At 64.2% G+C, this 26,645-nt stretch carries 28 protein-coding genes, 1 tRNA gene and 1 pseudogene; 11 read left to right on the top strand and 19 right to left on the bottom strand.

What is annotated here, in order from left to right:
• Positions 1-41 precede the first annotated feature (41 nt).
• Positions 42-518: a transcription elongation factor GreA gene (gene greA, locus LPW26_RS10180; RefSeq protein ID WP_238734852.1), complete on the top strand. Its 477-nt coding sequence runs from the start codon at positions 42-44 to the stop codon at positions 516-518.
• 209 nt (positions 519-727) lie between these two features.
• Entirely contained in the window at positions 728-1,138 is a 411-nt protein-coding gene (locus LPW26_RS10175; RefSeq protein WP_238734850.1) for a DoxX family protein, read from the top strand.
• A 39-nt stretch (positions 1,139-1,177) separates the two neighbouring features.
• Here the strand turns inward: LPW26_RS10175 and LPW26_RS10170 are convergent, their stop codons facing one another.
• Positions 1,178-1,660, bottom strand: coding sequence for an Lrp/AsnC family transcriptional regulator (locus LPW26_RS10170; RefSeq protein WP_238734848.1), 483 nt, complete (start codon positions 1,658-1,660; stop codon positions 1,178-1,180).
• A gap of 255 nt (positions 1,661-1,915) precedes the next feature.
• Here LPW26_RS10170 and trxB point away from each other — a divergent pair, with 255 nt between their 5' ends.
• Positions 1,916-2,881 (top strand): thioredoxin-disulfide reductase, encoded by a 966-nt coding sequence (gene trxB, locus LPW26_RS10165; RefSeq protein ID WP_238734847.1) that lies wholly within the window; start codon positions 1,916-1,918, stop codon positions 2,879-2,881.
• Between the two features lie 32 nt (positions 2,882-2,913).
• Entirely contained in the window at positions 2,914-3,807 is an 894-nt protein-coding gene (locus LPW26_RS10160; protein ID WP_238734846.1) for a LysR family transcriptional regulator, read from the top strand.
• A gap of 403 nt (positions 3,808-4,210) precedes the next feature.
• On the opposite strand, the gene LPW26_RS10155 is transcribed toward LPW26_RS10160, so the two are convergent.
• From LPW26_RS10155 to LPW26_RS10130, 6 genes are all read right to left on the bottom strand, one after another.
• Positions 4,211-4,891 (bottom strand): ParA family protein, encoded by a 681-nt coding sequence (locus LPW26_RS10155; protein ID WP_238734845.1) that lies wholly within the window; start codon positions 4,889-4,891, stop codon positions 4,211-4,213.
• 150 nt (positions 4,892-5,041) lie between these two features.
• Positions 5,042-5,428 (bottom strand): hypothetical protein, encoded by a 387-nt coding sequence (locus LPW26_RS10150; protein ID WP_238734844.1) that lies wholly within the window; start codon positions 5,426-5,428, stop codon positions 5,042-5,044.
• Between the two features lie 94 nt (positions 5,429-5,522).
• On the bottom strand, positions 5,523-5,747 hold the full coding sequence (locus LPW26_RS10145) for a hypothetical protein (RefSeq protein WP_238734843.1): 225 nt from the start codon (positions 5,745-5,747) through the stop codon (positions 5,523-5,525).
• 579 nt (positions 5,748-6,326) lie between these two features.
• On the bottom strand, positions 6,327-6,950 hold the full coding sequence (locus LPW26_RS10140) for an RES family NAD+ phosphorylase (protein ID WP_238734842.1): 624 nt from the start codon (positions 6,948-6,950) through the stop codon (positions 6,327-6,329).
• Entirely contained in the window at positions 6,889-7,227 is a 339-nt protein-coding gene (locus LPW26_RS10135; RefSeq protein ID WP_238734841.1) for an antitoxin Xre/MbcA/ParS toxin-binding domain-containing protein, read from the bottom strand. The genes LPW26_RS10140 and LPW26_RS10135 overlap by 62 nt, the downstream gene beginning before the upstream one ends.
• Positions 7,228-8,529: a hypothetical protein gene (locus tag LPW26_RS10130; protein WP_238734839.1), complete on the bottom strand. Its 1,302-nt coding sequence runs from the start codon at positions 8,527-8,529 to the stop codon at positions 7,228-7,230.
• Positions 8,530-8,680: 151 nt separating this feature from the next.
• On the opposite strand from LPW26_RS10130, the pseudogene LPW26_RS10125 reads away from it, so the two are divergent.
• Positions 8,681-8,920: pseudogene (locus tag LPW26_RS10125) on the top strand (helix-turn-helix domain-containing protein); the annotation flags it as partial.
• A 537-nt stretch (positions 8,921-9,457) separates the two neighbouring features.
• On the opposite strand, the gene LPW26_RS10120 reads toward LPW26_RS10125, so the two are convergent.
• The 3 genes from LPW26_RS10120 to LPW26_RS10110 form a co-directional block, all read right to left on the bottom strand.
• Positions 9,458-9,534 (bottom strand) — tRNA-His (locus LPW26_RS10120).
• A gap of 173 nt (positions 9,535-9,707) precedes the next feature.
• Entirely contained in the window at positions 9,708-10,139 is a 432-nt protein-coding gene (locus LPW26_RS10115; protein WP_238734837.1) for a phasin, read from the bottom strand.
• A 220-nt stretch (positions 10,140-10,359) separates the two neighbouring features.
• A complete protein-coding gene (locus LPW26_RS10110; protein WP_238734943.1) occupies positions 10,360-10,743 on the bottom strand; it encodes a phasin in 384 nt (127 codons plus the stop codon).
• Positions 10,744-11,090: 347 nt separating this feature from the next.
• Between LPW26_RS10110 and LPW26_RS10105 the strand changes: the two genes are divergently transcribed.
• Both LPW26_RS10105 and LPW26_RS10100 read left to right on the top strand, forming a co-directional pair.
• Positions 11,091-14,639 carry a PAS domain-containing protein gene (locus LPW26_RS10105; RefSeq protein ID WP_238734835.1) on the top strand — a complete coding sequence of 1,183 codons (3,549 nt, stop codon included), beginning with the start codon at positions 11,091-11,093 and terminating at the stop codon, positions 14,637-14,639.
• Between the two features lie 213 nt (positions 14,640-14,852).
• Positions 14,853-15,563, top strand: coding sequence for a Crp/Fnr family transcriptional regulator (locus LPW26_RS10100; protein ID WP_238734833.1), 711 nt, complete (start codon positions 14,853-14,855; stop codon positions 15,561-15,563).
• On the opposite strand, the gene LPW26_RS10095 is transcribed toward LPW26_RS10100, so the two are convergent.
• Positions 15,515-15,766, bottom strand: a complete 252-nt coding sequence (locus LPW26_RS10095; protein WP_238734831.1) for a DUF1858 domain-containing protein — start codon at positions 15,764-15,766, stop codon at positions 15,515-15,517. The genes LPW26_RS10100 and LPW26_RS10095 overlap by 49 nt on opposite strands.
• Before the next feature lie 366 nt (positions 15,767-16,132).
• On the opposite strand from LPW26_RS10095, the gene LPW26_RS10090 reads away from it, so the two are divergent.
• The 4 genes from LPW26_RS10090 to LPW26_RS10075 all read left to right on the top strand — a co-directional run bounded on the left by LPW26_RS10090 (position 16,133) and on the right by LPW26_RS10075 (position 20,216).
• Positions 16,133-16,336 carry a hypothetical protein gene (locus tag LPW26_RS10090; RefSeq protein ID WP_238734829.1) on the top strand — a complete coding sequence of 68 codons (204 nt, stop codon included), beginning with the start codon at positions 16,133-16,135 and terminating at the stop codon, positions 16,334-16,336.
• Positions 16,337-16,489: 153 nt separating this feature from the next.
• Positions 16,490-17,503, top strand: coding sequence for a Fe(3+) ABC transporter substrate-binding protein (locus LPW26_RS10085; RefSeq protein WP_238734828.1), 1,014 nt, complete (start codon positions 16,490-16,492; stop codon positions 17,501-17,503).
• Positions 17,504-17,684: 181 nt separating this feature from the next.
• Positions 17,685-19,346 carry an ABC transporter permease gene (locus LPW26_RS10080; protein ID WP_249785129.1) on the top strand — a complete coding sequence of 554 codons (1,662 nt, stop codon included), beginning with the start codon at positions 17,685-17,687 and terminating at the stop codon, positions 19,344-19,346.
• A 222-nt stretch (positions 19,347-19,568) separates the two neighbouring features.
• Positions 19,569-20,216, top strand: coding sequence for a hypothetical protein (locus LPW26_RS10075; protein ID WP_406677335.1), 648 nt, complete (start codon positions 19,569-19,571; stop codon positions 20,214-20,216).
• On the opposite strand, the gene rutD is transcribed toward LPW26_RS10075, so the two are convergent.
• The 8 genes from rutD to LPW26_RS10035 form a co-directional block, all read right to left on the bottom strand.
• Positions 20,199-21,002 carry a pyrimidine utilization protein D gene (gene rutD, locus LPW26_RS10070; RefSeq protein ID WP_238734826.1) on the bottom strand — a complete coding sequence of 268 codons (804 nt, stop codon included), beginning with the start codon at positions 21,000-21,002 and terminating at the stop codon, positions 20,199-20,201. The two genes, LPW26_RS10075 and rutD, sit on opposite strands and share 18 nt — an antisense overlap.
• 5 nt (positions 21,003-21,007) lie before the next feature.
• Positions 21,008-21,793 carry an ABC transporter ATP-binding protein gene (locus LPW26_RS10065; protein ID WP_238734824.1) on the bottom strand — a complete coding sequence of 262 codons (786 nt, stop codon included), beginning with the start codon at positions 21,791-21,793 and terminating at the stop codon, positions 21,008-21,010.
• Positions 21,786-22,601 carry an alpha/beta fold hydrolase gene (locus tag LPW26_RS10060; protein WP_238734822.1) on the bottom strand — a complete coding sequence of 272 codons (816 nt, stop codon included), beginning with the start codon at positions 22,599-22,601 and terminating at the stop codon, positions 21,786-21,788. Before LPW26_RS10060 ends, LPW26_RS10065 begins: the two co-directional genes overlap by 8 nt.
• An 8-nt stretch (positions 22,602-22,609) precedes the next feature.
• The gene (locus LPW26_RS10055) at positions 22,610-23,449 is read right to left on the bottom strand and encodes an ABC transporter permease (protein WP_238734821.1); all 840 of its coding nucleotides are present in this window, start codon (positions 23,447-23,449) and stop codon (positions 22,610-22,612) included.
• A gap of 2 nt (positions 23,450-23,451) precedes the next feature.
• Positions 23,452-23,838, bottom strand: coding sequence for a pyrimidine utilization protein C (rutC, locus tag LPW26_RS10050; protein ID WP_238734819.1), 387 nt, complete (start codon positions 23,836-23,838; stop codon positions 23,452-23,454).
• A gap of 29 nt (positions 23,839-23,867) precedes the next feature.
• Positions 23,868-24,554 carry an isochorismatase family protein gene (locus LPW26_RS10045; protein WP_238734817.1) on the bottom strand — a complete coding sequence of 229 codons (687 nt, stop codon included), beginning with the start codon at positions 24,552-24,554 and terminating at the stop codon, positions 23,868-23,870.
• A gap of 14 nt (positions 24,555-24,568) precedes the next feature.
• Positions 24,569-25,627 (bottom strand): ABC transporter substrate-binding protein, encoded by a 1,059-nt coding sequence (locus LPW26_RS10040; protein WP_238734815.1) that lies wholly within the window; start codon positions 25,625-25,627, stop codon positions 24,569-24,571.
• A 101-nt stretch (positions 25,628-25,728) separates the two neighbouring features.
• On the bottom strand, positions 25,729-26,643 hold the full coding sequence (locus LPW26_RS10035; protein WP_238734813.1) for a LysR family transcriptional regulator: 915 nt from the start codon (positions 26,641-26,643) through the stop codon (positions 25,729-25,731).
• Between the last annotated feature and the right edge of the window lie 2 nt (positions 26,644-26,645).

The raw sequence follows: 26,645 nt of genomic DNA, 5'->3' as shown, positions 1-26,645 counted from the left end.
CCATGTGACCAGTCGCGGCGAATATCGAGGATGAAGGCAAGATGGTCGAAAAGGTACCGATGACAGCGGGCGGCTATGCCGCGCTCTCGGACGAATTGAAGAAGCGCCAGTCGCAGGATCGTCCGCGCATCATCGAGCATATCGCCGAGGCGCGCTCGCATGGCGACCTATCGGAGAACGCCGAGTATCACGCCGCCAAGGAAGAGCAGTCGCACAACGAGGGCCGCATCGCGGAGCTCGAAGACAAGCTCGCGCGCGCCGATATCATCGATATCAGCAAGCTATCCGGCGACACCATCAAGTTCGGTGCGACGGTGACGCTGATCGACGAGGACACCGAGAAGAAGGCCGTCTGGCAGATCGTCGGCGAAGCCGAGGCCGACGCCAAGAAGGGCAAGATTTCGATCACGTCGCCGCTCGCCCGGGCGCTGATTGGCAAGACCATGGGGACCTCGGTCGAGGTCAACGCCCCCGGCGGCGCCAAGGCCTATGAGATCGCCAAGGTCGAGTGGCGCTGACAGCGCTCACCATCGCGACATGACGCAAAAGGCCGCCGCGAGGCGGCCTTTTTGCTGTCCGCGGGACAGTGCAGCCCCCGCGGCCAACTGATCACGACCCGCGGAGCCGACTTCACTTGTCCGTGTTGCAGGGTGCGACCAATGGACAAGAGCGCGGAGCGCCAAGTATCCAGCAACCATCGATCATCAACAAAGGACGCGCACCGAACATGGACAGCTTCGCCGCCAAGTGGCAGCCCACGGTCCTGAGCCTGTTTCGCTTCATCACCGGCCTGCTGCTGTTTCAGTACGGCGTGGCGAAGATCTTCAAGTTTCCGGTCGTCCCCTACTTCGCCCAGGTCGAGCTGTTCTCGCGGATCGGCTTCGCCGGCACGCTCGAACTGATCCTCGGCGCGATGCTGATGCTCGGGCTGTTCACGCGGCTGGTCGCCTTCATTCTGTCGGGCGAGATGGCGTTCGCTTACTTCCTCGGCCACATGTTCAAGGGCGAAACGCCGGTGTGGTTTCCGCTGCTGAACGGCGGCACCGCTGCGATCCTGTTCTGCTTCGCCTGCCTGTATCTGGCGACGGCGGGCGGCGGACCGATCAGCCTCGACGCGACGCTGCGTCGCAAAATTTGAGTGCGACGCGCCGGGTGAGCCGGGCCGCGGCCCGGCTCATCAGGTGGCAACCGCCTTCAATTCCAGCGGGACGGCGGCAGCGTATTTCGAATTGCGCAGCACCAGCGAGGTGCGGACGTTACGGACGTGTGGAGCCGCGGTCAGATGCGCCACGAAGGCCTGGAAGGTCGCCATATCGGGCGCGACGCATTTCAGGATGAAATCCACCTCGCCGGACAGCATCCAGCATTCCCGGACCAGCGGCTCGTTGCGGACGAACTCCTCGAAGCCGCGCAAATCCGCCTCGGCCTGGCTGGACAGGTGGACCGACGCAAAGACCGTGACGTCGAAGCCGAGATGGGCGGGGTCGAGCAGCCCGCGATAACCCTGGATGTAACCTTCCTCCTCCAGGGTGCGGACGCGGCGCAGGCAGGGCGGCGGCGAAATGCCGACCCGCTTCGCCAATTCGACATTGGTGATTCGGCCGTCATCCTGGATTTCCTGGAGAATTTTCAGGTCGATCTGGTCGAGGGTCTTGGACACGCGGCGAAATCCCGTGGTGCGGACAGGCAGGCAACGGTCTCCTCATAGCTCAGATGATCAATCCCGAGCAATTTTATTTCGCGATGATCACAACTCGTTTGCCAAAGACGGTGGGAAATCCTGCACAGACGGATTGCAAATCTTGCATAGCTCACCAGATGACATAGAGTTGCGTCTCAAATCTTCCGCCCGTTGGCGATGCCCCTGCCAGGCCATTCCCTGCTTCGCGCCGCCCTATGTTTGGGGAGCTGAAACATGCCCAGTCCAGTCCACGCCAAAGTTGTGATCATCGGCTCGGGACCGGCCGGCTATACGGCCGCCATCTACGCTGCGCGCGCCATGCTCGAACCGATCCTGCTGCAGGGCATGCAGCCGGGAGGCCAGCTCACCATCACCACCGACGTCGAGAACTATCCCGGCTTCGCGGACGTCATCCAGGGCCCCTGGCTGATGGAGCAGATGGAGAAGCAGGCCGTCCACGTCGGCACCAAGATCGTCACCGATCTGGTGGTCGACCTCGACCTGAGCCAGCGCCCGTTCCGGCTGACTTGCGACAGCGGCGACGTCTACATCGCCGACACCGTGATCCTCGCCACCGGCGCCCAGGCGCGCTGGCTCGGCATCCCGTCCGAACAGACCTACAAGGGCTTCGGCGTCTCGGCCTGCGCGACTTGCGACGGCTTCTTTTATCGCGGCAAGGAAGTCGTGGTGGTCGGCGGCGGTAACACCGCGGTCGAGGAAGCGCTGTTCCTGACCAACTTCGCCTCCAAGGTGACGATCGTGCATCGCCGCGACCATTTCCGCGCCGAGCGTATCCTGCAGGACCGCCTGTTCAAGAATCCGAAGATCAGCGTGATCTGGGACAGCGCCGTCGACGAGATCTGCGGCAGCGACAACCCGACCAAGGTCACGCATGTACGGCTGAAGAACGTCAAGTCCGGCGCGCTGACCGAGCTGCCGGCCGACGGCGTGTTCATCGCCATCGGCCATGCGCCTGCGACCGAACTCGTGAAGGATCAGCTCAAGCTGAAGCCGTCCGGCTACGTTCAAGTCGCGCCGAACTCCACTGCGACGTCCGTGCCCGGCGTTTTCGCCGCCGGCGATGTGGCCGACGAAACCTATCGTCAGGCTGTGACTGCAGCAGGCCTCGGCTGCATGGCCGCACTGGAAGCCGAACGCTTCATGGCGATGGCAGCCAGTGAACGCGAGGCGGCGGAATAATCGTGCCTCGAAACCGCGACGGGTTCACCGATATGGATTGGGATAAGCTCAAGGTCTTTCACGCCGCTGCTGAAGCCGGCAGTTTCACCCATGCGGGTGAACAGCTCGGCCTTTCGCAATCGGCCGTGTCGCGCCAGGTCAGCGCGCTGGAACAGGAGTTGTCGGTTTCGCTGTTCCATCGTCATGCACGCGGGCTGATCCTGACCGAACAGGGCGACCTGTTGTTCCGCACTGCCCATGACGTGTTCATGCAGTTGCAGGCGGCGCGCGCCAAGCTGACGGACAGCCGCGAGCGGCCCAGCGGCGATCTGAAGATCACCACCACGCCCGGCCTCGGCATTCACTGGCTAGTGCCGCGGCTCGGCGAATTCACCGCGCTGTACCCGGAGATCCGGATCTCGCTGATCGTCACCGACGAAGAGCTCGACCTCTCGATGCGCGAGGCCGACGTCGCGATCCGCACCCGCAAGCCGACCCAGCCCGACCTGATCCAGCGCAAGCTGTTCTCGATCGGCTTCCACGCCTATTGCTCGCCCGAATACATCAAGCATTTCGGCACACCGCGGACGCTGGAAGAGCTCGACAATCACCGGCTGATCATGCTCAGCGACAATCAGGTGCCGCAGCATCTGCAGAACCGCAGCTGGCTGGTCGACGCCGGCCGCAATGGCGCCGGGCCGCGCGAACCCTACTTCAAGGTCAACAACATCCTGGGCCTGGTACGTGCCTGCCAGCAGGGCCTCGGCATCGCCGCGCTGCCGGACTATCTGGTCGAAGACCCGAACCGGTTGGTGCAACTATTCGACGAGCAGGACTCGATCCAGCTTGATACGTACTTCGTGTATCCCGAAGAGCTAAAGACCGTTGCCCGCGTCCAGGTGTTCCGGGACTTCGTGGTCAACAAGGCGCAGCGCTGGCCGAGCTGAACCTGGTTTTCTGATCGATCAGCCGGCGCGCGCCTCAAGACTTATCTGAGATACCGTGGAACTGTGCTGGGTCTTCGCATGCATGACTGACATGCGGCGCCCCTGGTTGCTGCAAATCGGTTTCGCAGATCAAATGTCTCCATGCTGAGGGTCTGCACTACACATGTCCCCCTCCTCCAGTAGTGCGGAGCTTCAGTTATCCCTCTTGGAAGGTGATTGTGTCGGCCTCTCGAGGCCAATACCTCAGCCGGGTTCCTCGTGAGCCCGGCTTTTTTCTTGCCGCGAGCAAAAGCACGGCTCGACGTGCAGAGCAGGCTCGATAGCCACGGCAGAAAACCGCGGCGCGGCGCGCCACGGTTTGAATCAAAACACGCGGGATCCGCGCGTCTCATTTTCGGAATGTTTAGGCGGCCTGCTTGTGCATCGCTCCGGATGCTGCGCCGGCGCCGCGGATCGCTTTGACCGAGCGTTCGATCGCAGCCCACAGCCGGCTGATCTCGTAGGCGGCGCGTCCTTCTGCCGCATATTCGCGAGCGCCCTGGCCTTCGCCCAGCGCCATCAGCAGGTCGGCGCGATTGGTGATCTGCCCGCCCCACACCGGCGCCTTGAACTTGGCAAGAGCGTCGCGCGCGATGGTGACGATGCGGCTCTCGACCTCGTCGCGCAACGCTGGCGCGCCGTTGACAACCACCGCATAGGGCTTGCGGCTGGAGCGGCAGCTCTGGATCGTCTCCTGCACCGCGTTGACGTCGAATACACCCGGACGAGCCGGAATGATCACCATGGTGGCATGGCGAATCGCATCGTCGACCACTGCGGACAAATTCGGCGGCGTGTCGATGAATACCCAATCGAAGCCGTCGCGCTTTGCGGTCGCGATGATCTCACCGACCGAACGCGTTGCGGTGCGCAGCGGTGGCTCGTTGGTACCACGCAGCTTGTGCCACAGCGTGAGCGAACCCTGCGGATCGGCGTCGACAAGCAAACAGCGTTTCGAAGTTTTGGTGACATGGGCAGCCAAGTGAGCGGTCAGTGTGCTCTTACCTGCGCCGCCTTTACGTGACGCAAAGACGATGACGTTCATACGACGGGCCTCCCGATTGACCATTGATCGACAAAGGTGAATCAGGACGCTGATTCGTGGAAGATAAAACTTCACACGCTAGGCAAAGGCCGCCGCCGATTACAACGCCATGTTGGCTTTTGAATCACACAACGACCTGATGCGAACAGGTTAGGTTCCGACCCGTTTCGCCGGAGATGTTGTGGCAGAATCGAGTGCTTGCTGTTCGGCATTGAAAGGCGTGGCGTCGACACCCTTCTTGCGCTGATGCTCGAGCCATTTACGCTCGAGCCATCCCAACGTTCGCGCTGTCGGCTTTTCAAGCGCCGGGACGTCCTGCGAAATCAGGACAAGACCGAGCGGCAACATCCAAAGCCCGAGTACCGGAAGAAAGCTGAGCACGCCGCCGCCGACCAACGCGACACCGACCGGCAGACGCACATAGCGCGAAGATGGCTTTCGCAGCCATCCGACAAAGTGTGCGGGCTTGGGCGGCAGCTTTGACTCGAACCAGGCCAGATGGCGTTCGATTTCTGCGCGGTGATCGAGGTCGCTCATGGGTTTCTCCATTCGCCTCTACGTATACATCCGTCGCGAGCCGATCCAGAGCAGCAGCCGTTCAACTTCATGAACAATCGGTCATTCAGCAGCGTTACGATTCATTGGCGCCCACGCCGCGCTCATCGAGCAAACTCTGGCCTTTCGCGGTGACTTGGTAGCTCCGCTGTCCCTGGTCATTCTTCACGGCTGTGGCGAGTCCTTGCGAAACCAAGTGGTCGAGCTCGAGCCGCTGGCCGACATTCAGGTCGCGACCGGCGGTCCGCGCGATGTCTACCAGTACGGCAATTGCCTCGTCGCTTGGTTCGAATTCGGCCATGGGTCCCCTCGATCGTCAGTCACTTCGGCGAAGGAACGTACCGCGCGGGGCGTCGTTCCACCTGTCGTCCGGGAAGTTCCTCAGCGCTGCGATCGGCGGCGGGCGGGCCGAAATAACCGAGGCGACGTTCGCCGGTTTCGATTGGCGCTCCGTAGCCTCTTACGTGCAGGCCCGAGAATGTTCGCGCATTGCGGATTGAAGACAACCGCCCATGCGCTAACCCGCGAGCGGAGCGCTCGAATCTCAAGTCACCTAAATCTGCGAGGCAGACCGGCGAAGCCAGGATGAGGAGGTCTGGGCAGCGGAGCCCGCGAGGAACGGCGTGGTACAGTTGGTTGGGAGCCGCCTAGACAATCCATCAGCGCTGATATCGCTAGCGAATTCGCATTCCAAGATGCGCGTCTTGTATCCACATTTTGTATCGACTGGAAGATGTTTGTTGTGTTGGGCAGGCCGCCATACGTGAAGCTTGTTCGCACCCTAAACAGACAGCTGCGACAGCGAATGCCTAACCTGAAGGAACGTAAATCTCTTCATGAAGGAGCGCCCCGCCGTTGCACTGTCTCGGAAAAGCGCAGTCTATCGCGTTCTGGCCGCACGAAGCGCGCGCCACTCGGTCCAATCGATGGCCTTCGGAGCGCTGACCAAGGTCAGATTATCAGGATCGGTCTTCTCTGTGAACGTGACCAAATTGGAGCAATCCCACCGCGCGCTTGGCACAACAAGGCCTTTGAACCCAAGAAACAAAGCAGCGTCTGCGATTTCTTGCGTCCGTCGATACTCGCGAGCCGTATACCGTGTGGTGTCCACGCCTAGTGCGGCCAGTTCGGGCAGGGTCGACAGGGACAATACGTCCTCTAATTCAGCTTGCAGCTCATAGGCCAGCCAACGGAGCTTTGAGGGGAAAACGGGCTGCGAAGAGAGCAGAGAGAAAATTTCAGCGATCGAACCATCCTCCTCGAAAGAGGAGTACAGCGTTTCCATCTGCTCGTGGCCCCAACGGCCTCGGGAGCTTCCGCCCTCTAAGGGGTCTCGTTCCGCCCTCACGGTGCGCCATACTCGGCTTCGGATTGCAACCCTTGGGAGGCGATCCAAAGCGTCCAATAGAGCTATATCCCGAGCTTTGTGCTCTTCAGCCACTTTACGTATAAGCTCCCGCGTCCATGCTCTCGATAACCGCGAGGACGTCTTCCATTCGGTCATCGTTCAAAAGGTCAATAGCTCGCTTTCCCTCCAACATTGGATGGGGCGTGTGCAGCCAAAGGCGCGTCTCGTCCGCAGTGTAAAATTCGGATAGCCGATCCACTAAATAGCCCAGTTGAGCGATCCGTGTTTGCGTCTTGATGTCGGGAGAGGATGTCCCCTTCAGCCAACGGGAGACCGTAGGCGGAGATGCTGAAACGATGTTGGCGATGTCTCGGCCCTGCAGACCGCCCTCGTCTTTCAGTCGTCCGAGGATCCTTGCTACTGCCGTGGCCATTTAAAGTCTCTCATCTTGAATTATTGAACCGCCCTCCTGAGGCCTAGCCTCAGCGAACGCTCTTACTCTGGTAGCGTCTACTTCCGTTTTCTGAAGGTTTTCCAGTACATCTCCCATCCGCTCAAGCCGCAGCGCATTTTTGGTCAAGGTTTCGCTGAGCTTTTCATCGCCGGTTTTGAGCTTCGCAACCTGCCGTGCAGTCCTTGAAGCTGCCGCGAGCATCTTTTCTATGAAATGCTTTGGCTTAAGGAGATCCTGAACAGCTGAAAGTTCATCGCACTGAAAGGCTCGCTGCCGCAAATAGTGACCTTTTGGGTCCTTAAGGGTGTCTTCGAACCCCGATGGGCAGCAGTTTCGGTTTGGGCAACTGAGCAGTCGCCTTCCGGCAGGCGAACCGATCAACGCCTGCGCTTCTTCCTTTTTCAATAGCCGATCCACACCTGGCAGAAGAACCGAGTATGCGTTTCCGCCGCTGCTTTTCTTGTCCGGACGAGGCTTATTCCAAGCGGACGCGTCGAAACGTTCCTTCTCTGCCACACCGTGGCAAAGCCCGCTTGCCGCTCCAAAGGCAGCAACGGCCAGCCCTACCATTCCCCCGGCTCCGTCCGCCACGAGCGGCAAATCCAGCACGTGAAATTCCCGAATCGCGCTGATGTATTTGCTCACGCCCGCCGGTGTTGCATCGGCCCCAAATCGGGAAATTCGGAGCCAAAGGCTTTTAATCGGAAGACGTGCGAGAGCTGGAATAATGGCCGTTCGCTCAGTCGCGTCATTCAGCGTGGCGGCGCTGATCATCAGCGGATAGTCAATGTCGATATCCTTTCCGCCTTCCATGTCGAGCAATTGCCGAAGCCGTAAACACGCCTCAAGGTCGACGCGGAACCAAGGGTCCTTGACCCCTCGTTCCAAGAAGTGGGTTGGCGCCTGAATCCGGTTAAGACCGTTCTCAACAGCAAATCGTGCCACCTTGGGAAGCAACCATGCTTGGTTGCCCAGCACATCGCTCTCTGTGATGGGCTTGTCCGCAGGGGCCCACGGCGCGGTTCTAACGGCGCCCTGAAAGCGCCCGACAGCAGACAGCTCAGCGACGTTTGTATCCAGCGATAGCTCACGCCCAGCCCGCTTCAGACCTGCAACCAAGTCGCCTTGTCTGGAAAAAGCCGACGCGTCGAGAACGAGACGCTTGGAAGGCAGCTTGCCCGACATGAGAAGCGTTTCAAGCTGACGATGGCCCGACCCCCCGACCCGCAAAAAGGCAGCGACCTGGTCGGGAGCGCGGCGCAAGTAAACAACGTTGCTCATGGCACAGCTCCGATTCCACTATGATTTCACGATACTACTCTCATGAAATCATTCTGCAATCGAAAGGTTGAACCCTGAGATCCTGGTACACTCAGATCCGCCCGAACGACGGCGCACCCTGGTACAGGCTCAAGTTTTGATGCGCCGCGGGGCGAGACAGTGCTTCTTGGACATGCTCGGTGTCTTCGCTGGGTTCGAAACCAACCTTCGCAGGGAACGGCAATTGGAGGGCATCGCAGAGGCCAAGGCGCGCGGGGTCTACCAAGGTCGCAAGGCGTCCATTGATGCCACAAAGGTCAGGGAGCTGCGCGCGCAGGGCATGGGAGCTTTCGCCATCGCCAAGGCGCTGAAGATCGGCCGCGCTTCCGTTTACCGCGCTCTTGAGGGCTGAGGGGGCCGCCAATGCTCTGTAACTTCTTCGCCGGCCTTGCCGTGCTTGCCGTCTCACTGGAAATGACCGTAGCCGCTGCGGTGCTCGGGACGATTGCCCTCTGCTGCGCGGGCTCTGGTTGACCTCTTGAGTCCCCGCGGCCTCTAAGTTCTACGGGTCCCCTTTCGAGCACCGAGCCCTTTTTGGCCGACCCCGGCCCCCGGCTTCAAAATGCCGAGCCGAAAGGGCGGCGGCCTCCGCTTAAGTGGAAGCAGCGCGGAAAGACTGTTGAAGATGTCTACCCAGTCGAGTGGCCATTAGGTCTGACAACGGCACCCTGTGTTCTGTTGCGTCTCCCTCGGAGCCTCAGGTTGCATTGCCCGCACCACAGTGCCCTCGTTTCTCGTATCAGGATCGCCTTCGCTTCATGGCGCCCGTCACTCGATTTGTTCAGCTCGACCATTCGCAACGCCATTTGTGAGCCCTTTTGTATTTAAGGCGCGCAAATACGTCAGATCTATCAGCAAGTTATTGGAAGGAAGGGAGTTTTCCACCAAGTGGTACAGTTGGGTGGGCTCGAACCACCGACCTCCTGTTCCACAGACAGGCGCTCTAACCAACTGAGCTACAACTGCATCCGGCGCGGAGCTTGGCCGCGAACGGGCGGAAACTAGGTGCAACGCCGTGCTTTGGCAAGACCGCGATGCGCCCTCAGACCAATGTCGAGGTGTGGATCGACAAAAAAGCCCGGGACAGGTCCCGGGCTTCGAAATTCGCGTCTCCGGACCGGCTCAGCCGGCGGACCGGCTCAGCCGGCGGTGTTGAAGATCTTCGAGGCGTTGGCCTTGATCGGCTCGACGGTCTCGGCCGCAACCTTCTGCGACAGCTCGGTGAGTTCCTTGGTCTGCGAGGTCAGCACTTCGACCTGCTTCTTGGCGTGCGACGTCCACATTTCCAGCACTTCCGGCAGCGTCTTGGCACCGAACAGGCTGTGGGCGAAGTCGAAGCTGGCGCTGGTGTTGGTCTTCACGAAGTCGAACACCTTCGACGAATAGTCGGTCGCGCCCTTGCTGGCGGACGAGAACACAGCTTCGATCGTGCCGTTGTTGCTCTCGGCGACATCGCGCAGCTTGCTGTAGCTCTCGCGCGCCTGGGAGACGCCCTTCTCGGCGAATGCGCGAACCTGCTCGGGCATTTGGAACGGGATAACGGTGGAGAACGGATCGTTCGAATCGGCCATGGGGCGCCCTTCCTGATGGAAAATCAAAGTCACCCGCGCAAAGGGCCAAACTGAAATATGGGGCCGAGTGCCGGGCCTAAACTGGATTGACCGTTTTCGGTCATCCTTTAGTGGAGATACTAACACGAAATTTGTGCAATGCAACATAATATTGCATCGCACTGCCACATTGTGCGTCAATTAGGACAACTCTAGGGCTTCGGCGACAATTTGATACCGCTCAGGTTTTGGGCTTGGCGGCGTCCTGAGCGGCTTTGCTCACGGTCTGGCCGAGCTCCGCGGCTTGTTCGGCGAGGGCCTTCATCTGCGCTTGAACGTATTCGCTGTGCAGCCGCATCACATCGCTCAAATCCTTGGCATGGACGAGCTGCTGGGCGTAGTCGAGCGCCGCCGAGATATTGCGTTCGGCAAAGCTCACGGCCTTGCTGGTGATGTCCTTGGCGTTGGACCGCACCACGGCGCCGCGATCTTCGATCGTCGTTGCGGTCTGCTGCGCATTGGAAAGCATGTGCTCGAAGGCCTTGCGGGCCTGATCGAAGCTGGCTTCTGCGATCGAGCGCACTTCCTTGGGAATTTCGAACCGGTCCCGCCCATCCTGATCCATGGTCCACTCCTGTTCCGCAGGGGCCTCCATGGCCCCATCCGAGCCTGCCGTGACGATAACGCCGGCTCGCATCAGCCGTGTGACCGTCAGCACCGTCATCGTGACCCAACGAGGGATTTTTGCAACCTTACACCGCCGAGCATCCTGACAACGCAAATGTCCGCACCAAGGTTCAGCCTCCGACCGCCGAATTAAGGTTATCGGTGCTTAGCTTGGGACAGCGCAGCGGCAATCGTGGACCTGGCGGCGCGCGACAGCGATAATGAATTGTTAAGGTTCTTGACCGGCCGCAGCGGCGAGCTGCTGCGGCCCACGAGCCGGACCGAAACCGCCGCGCACGGGCATCGATGACCAGTTGGGATTTTCAGTTGCGAGGGGTCGACGATCCCCGGCTTGCGGCCCACGCCGTCCGTGCGCTGCCGGTCTGGCTGTGGTCGGTCGACGGCACCCGTGTGCTCTGGGCCAACCCAGTCGGCGCGCGATTGCTCGGTGCCGATAACGCCTACACGCTCGGCATGCGACGATTCGGCCCCGCCGATCCGCACCGGCGCCTTGTCTCACATCTGGCTGGCCGCCTTCCGCCCGACGGCGCCACGCGGTTGGAGCGGCTGCGCGGGTTCGGCGCGCGCCTCGGGGCGCTGGTCACCTGCGCCTGCGCGCGGCTGGACTTCGCCGACGGCAGGGCCGGCATCCTGATCGCTGCTGTCGCGCAGGTCGGGCGCCCGATGCCGCTGGTCGAACGGCTGCGCGGGCTGGTGGAAGGTCTCGAAACCCCGATCGCGGCCTTTGCGCGCGACGGCCTGTTCGTCGGCGCCAGCGCCGCCGCACAAACCCTGCTCGGCTTCCGGAACCTCACCGAGGCCGGGCTCGACGAGGCACGCGCCGAAGCGCTGCGCACCGGCCGTGCAGAGACCCCGGTCGGGATCGGCCGTATGGTGCTGCAACGCGTCGGCAGCGGCGACGATGTCGGTCTGGTGGCGTTGCTGGTGCCGAACGCGCCAACGCCCGATCCGGCTGCGCAAGCCAAGCCAAAGCCCGCTCCGGCACAACCGCTATTGCCACCGATCGATCTGCCGACAGTCGACGATGCGTTGACGGCCGAGACCTCCGAACCGATCGCATCGCCGCAAGCTGAAGTCGCTGCGGCCAAGCCCTCGCTTGCCGACTACGAAGCGCTCGAAACGCTGACCGAAGCGCCGGCGGAATTCGCGCTGCTCGGAGAGACGATTCCGGCCCCGAGCGAACCAGCCGAAGCCGCCCCGCACGACCCTCAGGACCTCGCATCGCATTCCGAGAGAGCTGATCGTCCGGCTCAAGCGGACCTCGCGCACGCGGAGCACGCGACCACTGAAGAACCGTCCCGGTTCGTGGAGCCGGTCGCCGACGAACCTCCGGTGCAAGCTGAACAACCTTCCCCGGACGCCGAGAAGCCGCCGGCCGAAGGCACATCGGCCGACGCGTCACCAGCCATCGCCGCCGTTGCCGAAGGAGCAGTTGCCGGTCACGAGCTCGCGGCGGAGGCAGCCGATGAGCCGACAGAGGCAGTCGGCGAGCCCATCGCTCCGGAGCCATTGCCGCCACGGCGACACCCCCTGCGCTTTGTCTGGCAGCTCGACGGCGATCACCGGTTCACGGTGAAGTCGGACGAGTTTATTCGGCTGATCGGCCCGGAGGCGGCAGGCCGTTTTGGCCAGCCTTGGGCTGAGATCCGGGCGGCGTTCGATCTTGATCCCGAAGATCGGTTCGCCCAGGCAATCGCGCAGCGTCACACCTGGAGCGGCGTCACGCTGCACTGGCCGGCGGACGGCACCAGCCTTCGCCTGCCGATCGAAATGTCCGGCCTGCCGATCCAGAATCGGGACGGTACGTTCGTCGGCTATCGCGGCGCCGGCGTGTGTCGCGATCTTGCTGGCCTCGATCATCTGGCCGCACTGCGTCAGCACGGCGGCGCTCAGATACACCCGCCGCGGTCGCTGTCGGCCGACTCCACTCCGCGTGACGCGTCTCTGCTCGCCCCCGACCAGCCTGTCGCGGCGGACTCACCTCATCAGATTGAAGAAACGGATAGCACCGTGGAACCCCCGAGAAACGTTTTGCCCTTCCGGCCCGCCAACGACGCGCGCTCGCCCGCGCTGACGCCGGTCGAGAACAGCGCGTTCAACGAACTCGCGCGCCAGCTTGCGGAGCGGTTGGAAAGCGAAGCCGCCGGTGCGGCGGATCGAATGTTCGCCCAGGCTTCCGACGACGATCAGCTCAGTGAGCCGTCCGCTGACAACGACCGCATGCAGCAGGCCGACGCATCGCCCGATGCTGAGCCCAGTGTGACCAACGCATCCGCGATGCCGGAGCCTGCAGCACCGCAGGCCGACTGGCTCGCCCCCCCGGCAACGCCGGCTGCTGGTGACAGCGCTCGCGATCGCGTGCTGATGGACCTCATCCCGGTCGGCGTGCTGATCTATCGGCTCGACCGCCTGCTCTATGCCAACGCGGCGTTCTTGCAGCGGATGGGTTTCGCCACCCTCGCTACCCTCGACGAGGCCGGCGGCCTGGACGCGCTCTACGTCGCAGAAGGCACTGCCGGCGCAAGCAGCACCTCGGAAGACGGCGCCCCGATCACCGTCGCGAGCGAGAACTCCGCGCCGGCGACCGGCCGGCTGCACACCATCACCTGGGACGGCGACCAGGCGTTGGCGCTGATCTTCTCCGCCGACGCCCCGACCGTCTCCGCCCCGGAACTGATCGCCCAGGTCGACAGTGCAGATGCCGCCGCGTCGTCCGAAGTCGGCCAGGTCAATGCCGAAGAACTCGGCGCGATCCTCGATACCACCGCCGAAGGCATCTTGATGTTCGACGCCGAAGGCCGGATCAGCGCTTGCAATCGCAGCGCCGAGGCGCTGTTCGGCTATGACGGCGCCGAGCTGGTGGAGCGCTCGCTGCCGGATCTTTTCGCGCCCGAGAGCAACAACGCGGTGATGGATTACTTCGCCAGCGTGAAGTCGGGCAGCGCCGAGAGCCTGCTCGACCACGGCCTCGAAGCACTCGGCCGGGTGCGCGAAGGCGGGCTGTTTCCGCTCACCATGACGCTCGGCCGCACGCGGCCGGAGGGACCGAATTACTTCGCCGTGTTCCGCGACCTGTCACAGGCGCGCCGGATCGAGACCGAGCTGGGCCAGGTGCGCAAGCTCGCCGAGCGCGCCGCCGGCGCCAAGGCCGACGTGCTGGCGCGGCTCAGCCACGAGATCCGAACGCCCGTCAATGCCATCATCGGCTTCGCCGAGGTGATGATCGAGGAGCGCTTCGGTCCCCTCGGCAACGAGCGCTACGGCGACTACCTGAAGGACATCCGGGCCTCGGGAGAGCGCGTAATCGGCATCGTCGGTGACCTGCTCGATCTGTCGCAGATCGAAACCGGCAAGCTTGAACTCGACTTCACCAGCCAGAACCTCAACGAGCTGGTCGAGCAATGCGTCGCGGTGATGCAGCCGCGCGCCAACCGCGAGCGCATCATCATCCGCACATCGCTGGCGCACGCGCTGCCGCCGGTGGTGGCCGACACGCGGGCACTGCGGCAGATCCTGATGCACCTGATCGGCACCTCGATCCACCTCGCGAATGCGGGCGGCCAGGTGATCGTCTCGACCGCGCTGAGTGATTTCGGCGAAGTCGTCCTGCGCGTGCGCGACACCGGCCATCGCCTCAACGACGACGAACTCGCCGCCGCACTGCAGCCGTTCAGCACGCCGGCCCCGAGCGACCGATCCGAAGCCGCCGGCGTCAGCCTGTCGCTCACCAAGGCGCTGGTCGAAGCCAACCGAGCCCAGTTCCACATCAAGAGCGCGCCGCAATCCGGCACGCTGATCGAAGTGGTGTTTACCCACACGCCCGCGCAAGCATGACCGCGACGCCACGAGCGAAGTAACAATCAGCATGAGCTGCCGCGGGCACCGATGCGTCGCCCGCAAATCCGAATTGCGTGACCGGACGGCTCGGGGCGCTTCCCCAACGGCACCATGCCGAGGAAGGCCGGAGCGCCGAAAGGCGCTCCCTCTTGCTCTCCGCCCACACGCGCGATTTAGCTGGCCGGACGCAAACCAACCGCGAGTCATCGCATGGCGACGATCGACACCTCCCTCGTTTCGAAGCTGCCGCTGTTCGCCGGCTGCAGCGCCGACGAGCTCGATGCCATCCTGCAGGAGGCGCGGTCGATCCGGGTTCCCAAGAACGGCAAAGTGTTCGAGCAGGGCGAGGACGCGCATTCGTTCTTCGTGCTGCTGCACGGCCATGTCCGCGCCAGCAAGGTGACGCCGGCCGGTGAGCAGATCGTGGTTCGCTACGTTTCGTCCGGCGAGACGCTGGGCGTGGCGATGGCGATCGGACTCTCGCGCTATCCGGCGACGGCAACGGCGGTCGACGACAGCATCGTGCTGGCTTGGCCGACCACCGCGTGGCCGCGATTGGTGAAGCTCTATCCCGCGCTCGCCACCAACACGCTGCGCACCGTCGGCGGCCGGCTGCAGGAAACCCATTCGCGCGTCATCGAGATGTCGACCCAGCAGGTCGAGCAGCGCGTCGCCCACGCGCTGCTGCGGCTCGCCAAGCAGAGCGGCCGCAAGGTCGAGAACGGCGTGCAGATCGATTTTCCGATCAGCCGACAGGACATCGCGCAGATGACCGGCACCACGCTGCACACCGTCAGTCGCCTGCTCTCAGGCTGGGAACAACGCGGGCTGATCGAGAGCGGCCGGCAAAGGATCGTGCTCCGCGAGCCGCATCAGCTCGTGATGCTGGCCGAGCAGGCGCCCGACGGCAAGCAGCCCTGATCGACAGCGCGCACCACCGCAGCGCGTAGCGCCGCCACGAAGGTCGCCTCCTCGATGCCGTGCTCCTGGCACGAATCCGCGACAGTGTGAAACGTCGCGATCGGGCAACCGACGCAGGCCAGTTGGAAATCCAGGAAGGTCCGGATCGTCGCCGGCCAATCGCGCATCACGTCTTCAACGACACTGCTGCGGTGAATGAGCATGGTCCTCTCCATCTCACCAGAATGCGTGGCCGCGCGGGCGCAATCGTTGTCCCGCAACAACGTTTCGGACGGATCGCAGCCCTTCGACCTCCGCGAACATCTCATCCGATGAAGTACGGATGCGCGCTTACACGCGCTCCGCGTCATTGCGAGGAAGTGAAGTCGACGAAGCAATCCAAAGGCGCAGTATTCGCGCGGGCGCCGCCTGTGAACTGCATCGCGTGCCGCATCCGGATAGCGGTAGCCGAAGATTGGGTTAACGAGATTCCACGGGGGAAGGCGCGATTCGCTAGCAATAATCGCATTTGCCTTCCCCCGCAGACTGTGTGCTAGACTATTTCGCAGACGCGAGATGCGGGGGACGCTATGGTCGCGAACTATCACGTCGCTGTCGGCGATCAGAATGCGCTGGGACAATATCTGGTCGACCGCACGGTCAGCACCGACAAGCGTCCGCATCTGCGGATCGCCTGCATCCATTGCGGCGAAGAATATCTGGCGGCCGACGTCAATTTCCACAATTGCAAGTGCCCATCCTGCCAGAGCGGCGAGGATGCGCGACTGTTTTAAGCGGCTCGACCCGCGACGATCGCGTCGCCACGCCGCCAACTCCCTCGATCCAAAGCTGGAATCACTCTAATCGCGACATTCCGTCGCTGCTCGGCCGTGTGCCCCCTAAGCTACTGACACGGGTCCCGTTAGACCTCCCTAGGAGCCCGTCGCATGAGCCGCTTCCGCGCTGCTGCCCTCGCCTTCGCCGCCACCCTCCTGCCGCTGACGGCGGGCGCCGCCGAGCAGGTCAACGTCTACACCTATCGCGAGTCCAAGCTGGTTCAGCCGCTGTTCGACGCCTTCACCAAGGACACCGGCATCGCCGTCAACGTCATCTCGGCGAGTTCCGGGCTCGAGCAGCGGATCAAGGCGGAGGGCGACAAGAGCCCCGCCGACGTGCTGCTGACGGTGGATATCGGGCGGATCGACGAGGCCGTGCAGGCCGGCATTACCCAGCCGATCGGTTCCGCGGTGATCGACGAGACCGTGCCTCCGCGCTACCGCGATCCGAACGGGCACTGGGCCGGCATCTCGATGCGGGCGCGGGTGATCTACGCCTCGAAGGATCGCGTCAAGCAGGACGCGATCACTTACGAGGAACTCGCCGATCCGAAGTGGAAGGGCAAGATCTGCATCCGCTCCGGCCAGCACATCTACAACAACGCGCTGTTCGCCGCCTACGTGGCCAAGCACGGCGAGGCGAAGGCCGAGGAATGGCTGCGCGGGCTGAAGGCCAATCTGGCGCAGAAGCCATCGGGCGGCGACCGCGAGACCGCGCGCGACGTTGCGGCCGGCAAATGCGACATCGGCATCGGCAACACCTATTACTGGGCGCTGATGATGAACAACGATCCCGATAAGAAGCCGTGGGCCGAAGCCACCAAGGTGATCCTGCCGACCTTCCAGGGCGGCGGCACCCACGTCAATCTGTCTGGCGTGCTGCTCGCCAAGAACGCGCCCAACAAGGCCAATGGCGTCAAGCTGATCGAATGGCTGGTCGGCGAGAAGGCACAGCAGATCTACGCCGACGCCAACTACGAATACCCAATCCGCCCCGGCGTGCCGCTGAACCCGACCATCGCCGGCTACGGCAAGCTGACCGCGGATCCGCTGCCGATCGCCCAGATCGCCGCCCAGCGCAAAACCGCCTCGACGCTGGTCGACAAGGTCGGGTTCGACAACTGACGATGATGAAGATGCGCTCTTCTTCCCTCTCCCCTCGTGGGAGAGGGTGGCTCGAATGAGCGAAGCGAATTCGAGACGGGTGAGGGGGCGGGACGAGGCGCTGCGACGCGGCCCCTCACCCGCCCTCGCTCCGCTCGGGCACCCTTCCCCACAAGGGGAGAGGGAAGTAAGCGGCGCGGCTCTGCCCACTCACTCGCGCGCGCTTCGTCGTCTTTCATCCCGCATCGAACGCATCGCTCTGGCCATTGCCCTGCTCACCGCGCTGATCGTCGCCGCGCCGGTGATCAGTCTCGCGGTCACTGCGCTCCAGCCGGCCGAAGACATCTGGCCTCACCTTCTCGCCTACGTCCTGCCGCAGACGCTGCGCGACACCGCGGCGCTGCTGCTCGGCGTCGGCATGCTGACGCTGCTGATCGGAACCTGCGCCGCATGGCTGGTGTCGTCGCACGATTTCGCCGGCCGCACGCTGCTGCTTTGGTTGCTGCCGCTTCCCCTGGCGGTGCCGACTTATTTGTCCGCTTATGTGTATGTCGATCTGTTCGAGCCGCTCGGCCTTGCGCACCGCCTGCTGACTCTGGCGATGCCGACCACCGACGCGGTGCGCTGGCTGCCGCAGCTCCGCTCGCTGCCCGGCGCCGTGCTGCTGCTGTCGCTGGTGCTGTATCCCTACGTGTATCTGTCGGCGCGCGCGGTGTTTCAGGCGCAGAGCGCGGATCTGACCGAGGCGGCGCGGACGCTCGGCGCGTCGCGCTTCACCATTCTGCGCCGCGTGGTGCTGCCGATGGCACGGCCGGCGCTCGCGGTCGGCGTCGCGCTCGCCGCGCTGGAAACACTGAACGACATCGGCGCCAGCGAGTATCTCGGCGTGCGCACGCTGACCGTCTCGGTGTTCACCACCTGGCTCAATCGCGGCAGTCTCGCCGGCGCCGCGCAGCTGTCGCTGGTGCTGCTCGGCTTCGCGGCGCTGCTGATCGCCGTCGAGCGCCTCGGTCGCCGCCGCGTCAGCACCGAGCTGTCCGCCGAAAATCCGCGGCTGCGTGCCCGCCGACCGCTGCGCGGCGGCAAAGCCATACTGGCCGGTGCTGCATGCGCCGTCCCGGTGTTACTTGGCTTCGTGATCCCCGCGGCTTATCTGCTCGGCGAGAGCCTGCGCCGCGGTCTCGCGGGGCGGATCGAGGATACGCTGTGGCGCGACGCGCTGCATACGGTGACACTGGCGTCGATCGCGACGCTGCTGGCGCTCGGTCTGGCGCTGATCGTGATCCTGGCCGCGCGCTGGCGCCCGGGCCGCAGCTCCGCCACTGCTGCGTCGGTCGTGCAACTCGGCTACGCGCTGCCGGGCCTGGTGCTGGCGCTCGGCCTGCTGGCGCCGCTGCTGGCGCTCGACGGCGCGATCGCCACGGCCGCACAGTCGCTCGGTCTCGCTTCGCCCGGCCTGTTGCTGATGAGCTCCGGAGGCGCGGTCGTGGCCGCCTATGTGATCCGCTTTCTGGCGGTGCCGACCGGCCTGTTGAAGGCCGGCTTCGACCGCATCCCGCGCGACTACGACGACTCGGCCCGCGCTGCCGGCGCCTCGCGGCTGGTGACGCTGGCCAAGATCGACCTGCCGCTGCTCAAGCCGGCGCTGGTCGGCGCTGCCATCCTGGTGTTCGTTGATTGCCTCAAGGAACTGCCGGCGACGCTGCTGCTGCGACCGCTGAACGTCGACACGCTGGCGACCTCGATCTACCAATACGCCAGCCGCGGCAGCTTCGAAGAAGGCGCCCTCGCCGCCCTGATCATCGTCGCTGCCAGCATCCCCCCAGTGATCTGGCTGACGCGTTTTTCCGATCAGGCGGAGTGATTTTCCTCGTCCTGTAGGGTGGGCAAAGGCGCGCAGCGCCGTGCCCACGCGGAAGCTGAGCATTTTATAGAGGCTGATGGTGGGCACGCTTCGCTTTGCCCACCCTACGGGCGAGGTCACGCTCCTGCCCTCTTCTCCGCGAAGATGGAACCGGCCCGCCGATGCGGCGATGCGCAGCACCGGCTGGTTTCGGCCTGAGCGCGCGCGTATAATTTGCCGGCCATGATGGACGCTCAGATGTTTCGCCCTGCGATCAGATTAAGCCTCGCCGCCGCCGTGCTCTGCCTCGGCGCGCAAGCGGCGTCGGCGCAGTCCGCGCCGATCCGCTATTGGGTGGCGGGCGGACCGTTCGGCTTCGGCGGCGGCGCCTCGGAAAGCTGGCAGCCGCTGAGCTGGGGCGACGTGCCCGGCTTCACCGCGTCCGAACCGGACGAGGACGGCTTCCGCACCGGCTTCGTCGCGCGGGCCTACAGCACGCCGGTCAGTGCCTTCAGCAGCGGCCTCAACTGGCGCGGCGTGGGCGGAATCGGCGGTGCCGGTGCGTTCGGCAATTTCGGTTCGCTGGCGATGGAAGGCTCGCAGTACGGCTACAACTTCAAGGGGGTCGGCGGCCTGCCGATGACGCTGTTCGGCGGTGTCGACCAGCTGAAGTATCAGCCCGACGTCTTCACCTCGCTGACCTCGCCTGGCTTCTCCAGCAGCAACACCGCGGCGACCGCGGTGCATGCCGGCGTCGAGATCCGGCCGACCTCGAACCTCAGCCTGTCGTTCTCGGCCGGCTACGTCCAGCCCAATGGAGCCGTCGACAGCGACATCCGCTCCAACCTGCTGCCGGGTGAGTCGCCGATGTTCTCAGGCGGACGACGCTAGGAAATCGACGACGATTTGGTTGAACGCAGCCGCGTCCGTCACGGTCACGCCGTGGCCGCCTTCCGGCATCACCACCAGCTGCGCATCCGGCAAGCCGGCCGCGAGCTGCTGCGAACAGGTCCACGGCACCAGTGTATCGTCCTTGGTGGCCAGCACCAGCGTGCGGTGACCAATCTCGCCGAGCCGGGCCGCAACGTCGAAACGTAGCAGCGCCGCGATCCGGCGCTCGATATTGTCGGCGCCCTGGAAGTGCTTGACGCCGTGCGCCTCCTCTTCCGCCACGCGGTCGACGTTCTGCACCAGCCAGGCCGGTGGATACAGGAAGATCGGCTGCGCCCGGACATAGGCCTCGACACCGACATGGCGCAGCAAGTCGCGGCGCACGTCGAAGCAGCGTTTGCTATGCGGATTGGGTGCCGCCCAGGCGTTGACCTGCACCAGCCGATCGAGCATGTCCGGCGCACGCAGGGCCAGCTCGAGCCCGACGAGACCGCCGAGCGCGTGGCCCATGAAGTGACAGCGATCGATCTGCAACGAACGCAGCATCGCGATCAATTCGTCCGCCATGTCGCCGATGCTGTAGCCGTCGGGCAGCGCGGCCGGATTGCGGCCGGTGCCGCGATGATCGTACAGCACGACGCGGAACTGCTTGGTAAGCGCGGCGAATTGCGGCTGCCAGAACGCGCCGGCGCCGCCGAGGCCGGCCGACAGGACGATGGTCGGGGCGTCCGGCTCGCTGCGGCCGATGATCTCCGCCGTCAGCACGGCGTTATCAGTTGCATTCATATTGCTCACGCCGCCAGATCGATACCGAGTTCGGACCAGATGGTTTCGTACAGCGCGGTGAACTCCGGCAGCTTGCGGATCTTCAGCGGATGGCGCTGCTCCGCCGCGATGTTGACCGGGTGGATCGATTTCACCCGGCCCGGACGGCTGGTGATGACGACGATGCGGTCCGCCATCGTGATGGCCTCGCCGACATCGTGGGTCACCAGCACGACGCTGCACTGCCGCTCGCGGATGATGCGCAGCACGTCGCTCTGCAGCACCAGCCGGGTCTGGCTGTCGAGCGCCGAGAACGGCTCGTCGAGCAGGATCACGTCCGGGCTGAAAGCCAGCGTGCGCATGAACGCCACGCGCTGCCGCATGCCGCCGGACAGTTCCGACGGATAGCTGTGCTCGAAGCCCTTGAGCCCATAGTTCTCGATCAGCTCGTGCGCGATCGCTTCGGCCTTCTTGCGCGGCGTGTTGCGCACCTGCAGGCCGAGGATCACGTTGTCGATCACCGTTCGCCACGGCAGCAGCAGGTCCTTCTGCAGCATGTAGCCGACATGACCGGTGGCGCTGTGAACCGGCTCGCCGTTGACCTCGACGCGGCCGTCGGTCGGCTTCAGCAGGCCGGCGATGATGTTGAACAGCGTGGTCTTGCCGCAGCCGGACGGCCCGACGATGGCGACGATCTCGCCGCGGTGGACCTGGAAGCCGATGTCGGCAATCGCCGTCACCGGCGCCGCATTGGCGGCCTCGAAGGTCATTCCGACCTTCTCCGCATTGAGCACGATGTTGGCGTCAGACATGAGCATGGGTCCCGATCGGATGAGCGGCAAGGAAGTCGAGCGTCAGGCTGTTGAACGCAGCCGGCTCGACGCGGGAGAAAGCGTGGCCGCCGTGCGGCACCTGGACGAGTTCGGCGCCGGCGATGCGCGCGGCGATCAGCTCGGACGAATAAGGCGGCGTCAGGATGTCGTCCCGCGCCACCAGCACCAGCGTCGGGCAGCAGATGTCGTCGAGATAGCGCAGCCCGTCGAACGCCATGATGCCGGCCGCGCGCGCATCCATGATGCTGCGTGACGGAGTCGCGGCCACGGCTGCGGCGATCTCACGCTCGAGATCGGCCTTGTGGTCGCGCACATAGGACGGCGGATACAGGAACAGCGGCGTGGCGCGGTGATACTCCGCCTCGCCCATGCTGCTGAGAATGCGCCGGCGCAGGCTGAGACACTGCTCCATCTGTGCGTCGAGCTCGGCCCAGGTGGCGTACAGCACCAGGCTGGCGATCCGATCCGGCGCCCTCGCGCCGAGCACGATGCCCATCGCGCCGCCGGTGGAATGACCGACCAGATGCGCCTTCTCGATCTTCAGCTGATCCATCAGCCGCAACAGATCGTCGGCAAGCAGCTCGACCGAGTAGTCCATCTCCGACCGGGTACTGCCGCCAGTGCCGCGATGATCATGCAGCACCACCTGATGACGCGCCGCGAAGGCCTCGACATTCGGCGCCCAGTAGCCGGCCGAGCCGCCGAGTCCGGCGACCAGCAGCACCGGCTCGCCGGAGCCGACAATCTCATAGCGCAGCGCGACGTCCGACAATTGAGCGATCGGCATGGCCGGCCTCAGCGCCACTTCATGCGGCGTTCGACCCAGCCGACCGCGCTGTCGAGCAGCACCGCCAGCAGCATCAGAGCCAGGATTCCGCCCCACACCGCGTTGAGATTGTAGAGCGTGCCGGCGTAGTAGATCTGGTAGCCGAGGCCCTGATCGGCCGAGATGTATTCGCCGACCACCGCGCCGATCATCGCGAAGCCGATGTTGAGGCGGAACGCCGAGGCGATCCACGGCAGCGAGCCGGGCACGATCACCATGCGGAACATCTGCAGCCGGCTGGCGCCGAGCGCCTTGAGCATCTTCAGATAGTCGCCGTCGATTTCCTGCGTGCCCGCATAGCTGGTGATCATCGCGACGATGAAGGTGATGATCGCGGCGACGGCGATCTTGGATTCGATGCCGACGCCGAACCAGACCACGATCAGCGGCGCCAGTGCGATCTTCGGCAGGCCGTTCAGCGCGATCAGCAGCGGCCGCAGCACCGCCGCCGCGGTCGGCGACAGCCACAGCAACAGTCCGGCCGCGGACCCCGCGATGCTGCCGATCAGGAAGCCTATCACCGACTCCTTGGCGGTGACCCAGGTGTCGTTCAGCAGCGTGCCGGTAGTGAAACCCTTCACCAGCTCGCGCCAGATGCCGGTCGGCTGGCCGTAGAGATAGACCTTGATCCACTCGGCGCGGATCGCGACTTCCCACAGCAGCAGGAAGCCGCCGATCAGCAGCAGCTGCAGAACAAGGATCCTGCCCCGCGCGAACCAGGGCGCGGAGATCGAGCGTTGCGAGGCTTTGGCCGGCTTCCGATCGGCTGTCTGCTCGGGCATGCGATCCACGATCTCCGCATTGGCCATGATCAGGTCCCGACGTAGGCGGTGGTAGCGATCTCGACGAGGAATTCCGGACGCACCAGCGGGCTCTGGATGCAGTAGCGCGCCGGCGGAGTCTCGGGGAAGTACTCCTTGTAGACAGCGTTCATGGCCGCATAGTCGGACAGATCCTTGAGGAAGATCTGGTTGAACACCACGTCTTTCATGGTGCCGCCGCCGGCCTCGATCACCGACTTGATCGACTCCAGCACGAAGCGGGTCTGCGCGGTCGCGTCGCCGGCGCCGACGGTCTCGCCCTTGGGGCCGATCGCCAGAGTGCCGGAGACGTAGATGAAGCCGCCGGCTTTGGTGCCGGGGCTGTAGGGCGCGAGCGGCGGCGGCGATCCGGGCGGAATGATAACTTCGAACGGCATGGACACTCCTTGGTTGTCAGAACCGAAAATCAGGCGGCGATGCTGGAGGCGAGCGCATGGGCGACGTCGTCGACGGTCGAGCTCCACCCGAAGAAGCTCTCGACGTTGTAGATCGTCGCCTGCTGGCAGAACTCCGGCCCGGCCTGATAGCAGGCGTCGCGCACCAGAATTGGGAAGTACTCCTTGAAGAACGCGTCGCGGATGGTGGATTCGACGCAGACGTTGGTGGCAACGCCGCACACCAGCAGCGTGTCGATCCGCCGGCTGCGCAACAGGCTGTCGAGCGCGGTGCCGGCGAAGCCGCTGTAGCGCGGCTTCGGCACGACGAGATCGGTCGGCTCCGGTGCGAGTTCCTTGACCAGCTCGTAGTCCCAGCCGCCGCGGGTCAGCAGCTTGCCGGCGAGCTCGGGACGGCTGCGCATCAGCTTGAGCGAGTTGCCCTTGCGCTGATTGACCGAATGCGGACCGCCGGCTTCCTTCAGCTCCGGATCCCAGCCGTTCTGCAGCCAGACCACTTGAATGCCGGCGCTGCGCGCGGTCGATACCAGCCGCGCAATCGCCGGGATCACTTTCTGGGTCGGCGCGAGGTCGACGCCCAGATGCGAGAAGTAACCGCCCGGCGAGCAGTAGCCGTTCTGCATATCGACGACGATCAGCGCGGTGGCGGCGGCGTCGAGATCGACGGCCTCGGGACGGGCGGACAATTGCTTGGACATGATGCTCTCGATCTTCAGCCGGCCTTGCCGACCTTGGCGGTCGCCTTTTCGGCGAAGCTGTTGTCGACCATCTCTTCGTAGGGCCGGCCGGATTTGATCGAGCCGCCGGCGAGTTCGAACGCCATGTCGGCGTCCCACTCGGCCTTGGAAATGGTCGGGTTCTTCGGAATTGCGGCGGAGTGGTCGAGCAGATTGCCGGCCGCGGAGCGGATCACCGACTCGCCGACCTGCGGGAATTCGGCGACCGAAGCTTTGACGAACAGCTCGCGGTCGGTGTGCAGCGCCGCCTGGGCCTCGGCCAGCGCGTCGCAGAACGCCTGCACCATCGCCGGATCCTTCTCGATCACGCTCTTCTGCGTCATCGCGGTCGTCCACGACAGCGGGCCAATGATGTCGGCGAAGGCGAACACCGGCTCGAGGCCGAACTTTTCCTTGGCGATCGAGACGTCCCATTCGAACATCGTGGCGAAGTCGGCGCGGCCATCGAGAACCGCCTGGGCCTGCGCGCCCTGCGGCAGCTGCAGAAATTTAACGCCGCTCGCCTCCGGGTCGAACCCGCCGCGGTCCTTCATGGCGAAGGTTGGCGTCTGGATGGTGGAGGACGGGAAGCGCAGCGTGGCGATGGTCTTGCCCTTGAAGTCGGCGATGCCGCCGACCTTGGTGCCGGGCTTGGCGACCGCCCACATCGCGACGCCGCCGACTACCTTGGCGATGTTGCTGACCTTGGCCCCCTCGTTTACGGCGTTGACCGACATGCCGGCGCCGGTGACGGCGAAGCTGGCATTGCCCGACAGCACCACCGGCAGCGCCAGCGCGATGCCGCCCGCCGAGCTGACCGCGACGTCGAGGCCGTGCTTCTTGAAGAAGCCGCCGTGCTTGGCCGCATAGACCGACACGTACATGCCGAGATGGATCGCCTCGGAGACCTTGATGGCCTTCAGCGACTGCGCGGCGGCGGGACTGCCGAGACGGTCGAATGCCGCCACCATGGCGGCCGCGCTGGCCCCCAGCAAGACGGTGCGCCGCGAGGCGGCGCCTGTGAACAGCTTGTTGCCTTTGCGCTCAGATGTCACGACGTGTCCTCCGTTGGGGCCTGTGACACCAGACTAAGGAGGGAGCGTGTGCTCCGAAAAGTCGAGAATCGGTCATGCGACCCTGCCGAAAAGGCAACACCTCAGCGGAGCTTCTTCCTTTTCGAGAGGCCGCGGATGGCGTCCGCCAGGGCCTTGAGGAATTCCTGTGGCGCGTGGGGCAGCGGCCGGTCGCGATGGATGCTGATGCTGGAGCGCGCAGCCGCGAACGCCGGATCGGCGATCGGGATCGCCCGCAGCGCGTCGGAATGCAGCTCGGTGATCACCGTCAGCGCCGGCATGAAGGCGATGACTTGGCCGGTAGCCGCCATCCGCTTCGTGAGCTCCAGCGAGTTGGTCGTCACCAGCACCTGCGGCGAGCGCTGCCGCTTGGCGATCGCCCGCTCGAACACCTGGCGCAGGCCGAAACTGTGTTCGGGCAGCGCGATGGTCTGGCTGCAGATATCATCGAGCGTCAGCGAAGTGCGATTGGCGAATTCGTGCGTCGGCGCCACCAGGCAGGCGATCGGTTCGACATGCTCGGCGATGACTTCGATCTCCGGCCGCGGGATCGCGTTGAAGGTGATGCCGATGTCGGCTTCGTCCTCGAGCAGCGCTTCGATGATGCGGTCGGTCGATCCGGTCTGGATGCGGAAGGTGACGGCCGGATAGCGGTGATGAAAATTGGCGAGCAGATCGGGTAGCAGTCCCGATACCAGCCCTTCGATCACGTACAGCGAGACCTCGCCGCGACGCAGCCCGCGCAGGTCGTCGATCTCGTTGCGGGCGCGGGCGAGGTCGCGAAAGATCCGGTTGCTCTGGCGAGCGAGGACCTCACCTGCCGGCGTCAGCTGCACGCCGACCTTGGAGCGCTCGAACAGCACGGCATCGAGTTCGTGTTCGAGCTGCGCGATCTGGCGGCTGACTGCCGACGGCGCGACGTGCAGGCGATCGGCTGCCTTGCGGATCGAGCCGAGCTTGGCCACCTCGTTGAAATAGCGCAGGGTCAGGAAGCGCACGC

This window comes from Rhodopseudomonas infernalis, from assembly GCF_022271405.1.
GTDB lineage: Bacteria > Pseudomonadota > Alphaproteobacteria > Rhizobiales > Xanthobacteraceae > Rhodopseudomonas > Rhodopseudomonas infernalis.
Note: the sequence above shows the minus strand (reverse complement) of the source record. Positions and strands in the feature narration are given on the sequence as shown.

What these genes read in the sequence shown, in the direction of transcription:
- LPW26_RS10065 (WP_238734824.1), bottom strand. Translation starts at nt 21,793, where the DNA reads ATGTCTGACGCCAACATCGTGCTCAATGCGGAGAAGGTCGGAATGACC.
- LPW26_RS10160 (WP_238734846.1), top strand. Translation starts at nt 2,914, where the DNA reads ATGGATTGGGATAAGCTCAAGGTCTTTCACGCCGCTGCTGAAGCCGGC.
- LPW26_RS10105 (WP_238734835.1), top strand. Translation starts at nt 11,091, where the DNA reads ATGACCAGTTGGGATTTTCAGTTGCGAGGGGTCGACGATCCCCGGCTT.
- LPW26_RS10140 (WP_238734842.1), bottom strand. Translation starts at nt 6,950, where the DNA reads ATGACCGAATGGAAGACGTCCTCGCGGTTATCGAGAGCATGGACGCGG.
- greA (WP_238734852.1), top strand. Translation starts at nt 42, where the DNA reads ATGGTCGAAAAGGTACCGATGACAGCGGGCGGCTATGCCGCGCTCTCG.
- LPW26_RS10135 (WP_238734841.1), bottom strand. Translation starts at nt 7,227, where the DNA reads ATGGCCACGGCAGTAGCAAGGATCCTCGGACGACTGAAAGACGAGGGC.
- LPW26_RS10155 (WP_238734845.1), bottom strand. Translation starts at nt 4,891, where the DNA reads ATGAACGTCATCGTCTTTGCGTCACGTAAAGGCGGCGCAGGTAAGAGC.
- LPW26_RS10110 (WP_238734943.1), bottom strand. Translation starts at nt 10,743, where the DNA reads ATGGATCAGGATGGGCGGGACCGGTTCGAAATTCCCAAGGAAGTGCGC.
- LPW26_RS10075 (WP_406677335.1), top strand. Translation starts at nt 19,569, where the DNA reads ATGATGGACGCTCAGATGTTTCGCCCTGCGATCAGATTAAGCCTCGCC.
- LPW26_RS10095 (WP_238734831.1), bottom strand. Translation starts at nt 15,766, where the DNA reads ATGCTCATTCACCGCAGCAGTGTCGTTGAAGACGTGATGCGCGATTGG.
- rutC (WP_238734819.1), bottom strand. Translation starts at nt 23,838, where the DNA reads ATGCCGTTCGAAGTTATCATTCCGCCCGGATCGCCGCCGCCGCTCGCG.
- trxB (WP_238734847.1), top strand. Translation starts at nt 1,916, where the DNA reads ATGCCCAGTCCAGTCCACGCCAAAGTTGTGATCATCGGCTCGGGACCG.
- LPW26_RS10060 (WP_238734822.1), bottom strand. Translation starts at nt 22,601, where the DNA reads ATGCCGATCGCTCAATTGTCGGACGTCGCGCTGCGCTATGAGATTGTC.
- LPW26_RS10115 (WP_238734837.1), bottom strand. Translation starts at nt 10,139, where the DNA reads ATGGCCGATTCGAACGATCCGTTCTCCACCGTTATCCCGTTCCAAATG.
- LPW26_RS10150 (WP_238734844.1), bottom strand. Translation starts at nt 5,428, where the DNA reads ATGAGCGACCTCGATCACCGCGCAGAAATCGAACGCCATCTGGCCTGG.
- LPW26_RS10055 (WP_238734821.1), bottom strand. Translation starts at nt 23,449, where the DNA reads ATGGCCAATGCGGAGATCGTGGATCGCATGCCCGAGCAGACAGCCGAT.
- LPW26_RS10085 (WP_238734828.1), top strand. Translation starts at nt 16,490, where the DNA reads ATGAGCCGCTTCCGCGCTGCTGCCCTCGCCTTCGCCGCCACCCTCCTG.
- LPW26_RS10045 (WP_238734817.1), bottom strand. Translation starts at nt 24,554, where the DNA reads ATGTCCAAGCAATTGTCCGCCCGTCCCGAGGCCGTCGATCTCGACGCC.
- rutD (WP_238734826.1), bottom strand. Translation starts at nt 21,002, where the DNA reads ATGAATGCAACTGATAACGCCGTGCTGACGGCGGAGATCATCGGCCGC.
- LPW26_RS10145 (WP_238734843.1), bottom strand. Translation starts at nt 5,747, where the DNA reads ATGGCCGAATTCGAACCAAGCGACGAGGCAATTGCCGTACTGGTAGAC.
- LPW26_RS10175 (WP_238734850.1), top strand. Translation starts at nt 728, where the DNA reads ATGGACAGCTTCGCCGCCAAGTGGCAGCCCACGGTCCTGAGCCTGTTT.
- LPW26_RS10130 (WP_238734839.1), bottom strand. Translation starts at nt 8,529, where the DNA reads ATGAGCAACGTTGTTTACTTGCGCCGCGCTCCCGACCAGGTCGCTGCC.
- LPW26_RS10100 (WP_238734833.1), top strand. Translation starts at nt 14,853, where the DNA reads ATGGCGACGATCGACACCTCCCTCGTTTCGAAGCTGCCGCTGTTCGCC.
- LPW26_RS10090 (WP_238734829.1), top strand. Translation starts at nt 16,133, where the DNA reads ATGGTCGCGAACTATCACGTCGCTGTCGGCGATCAGAATGCGCTGGGA.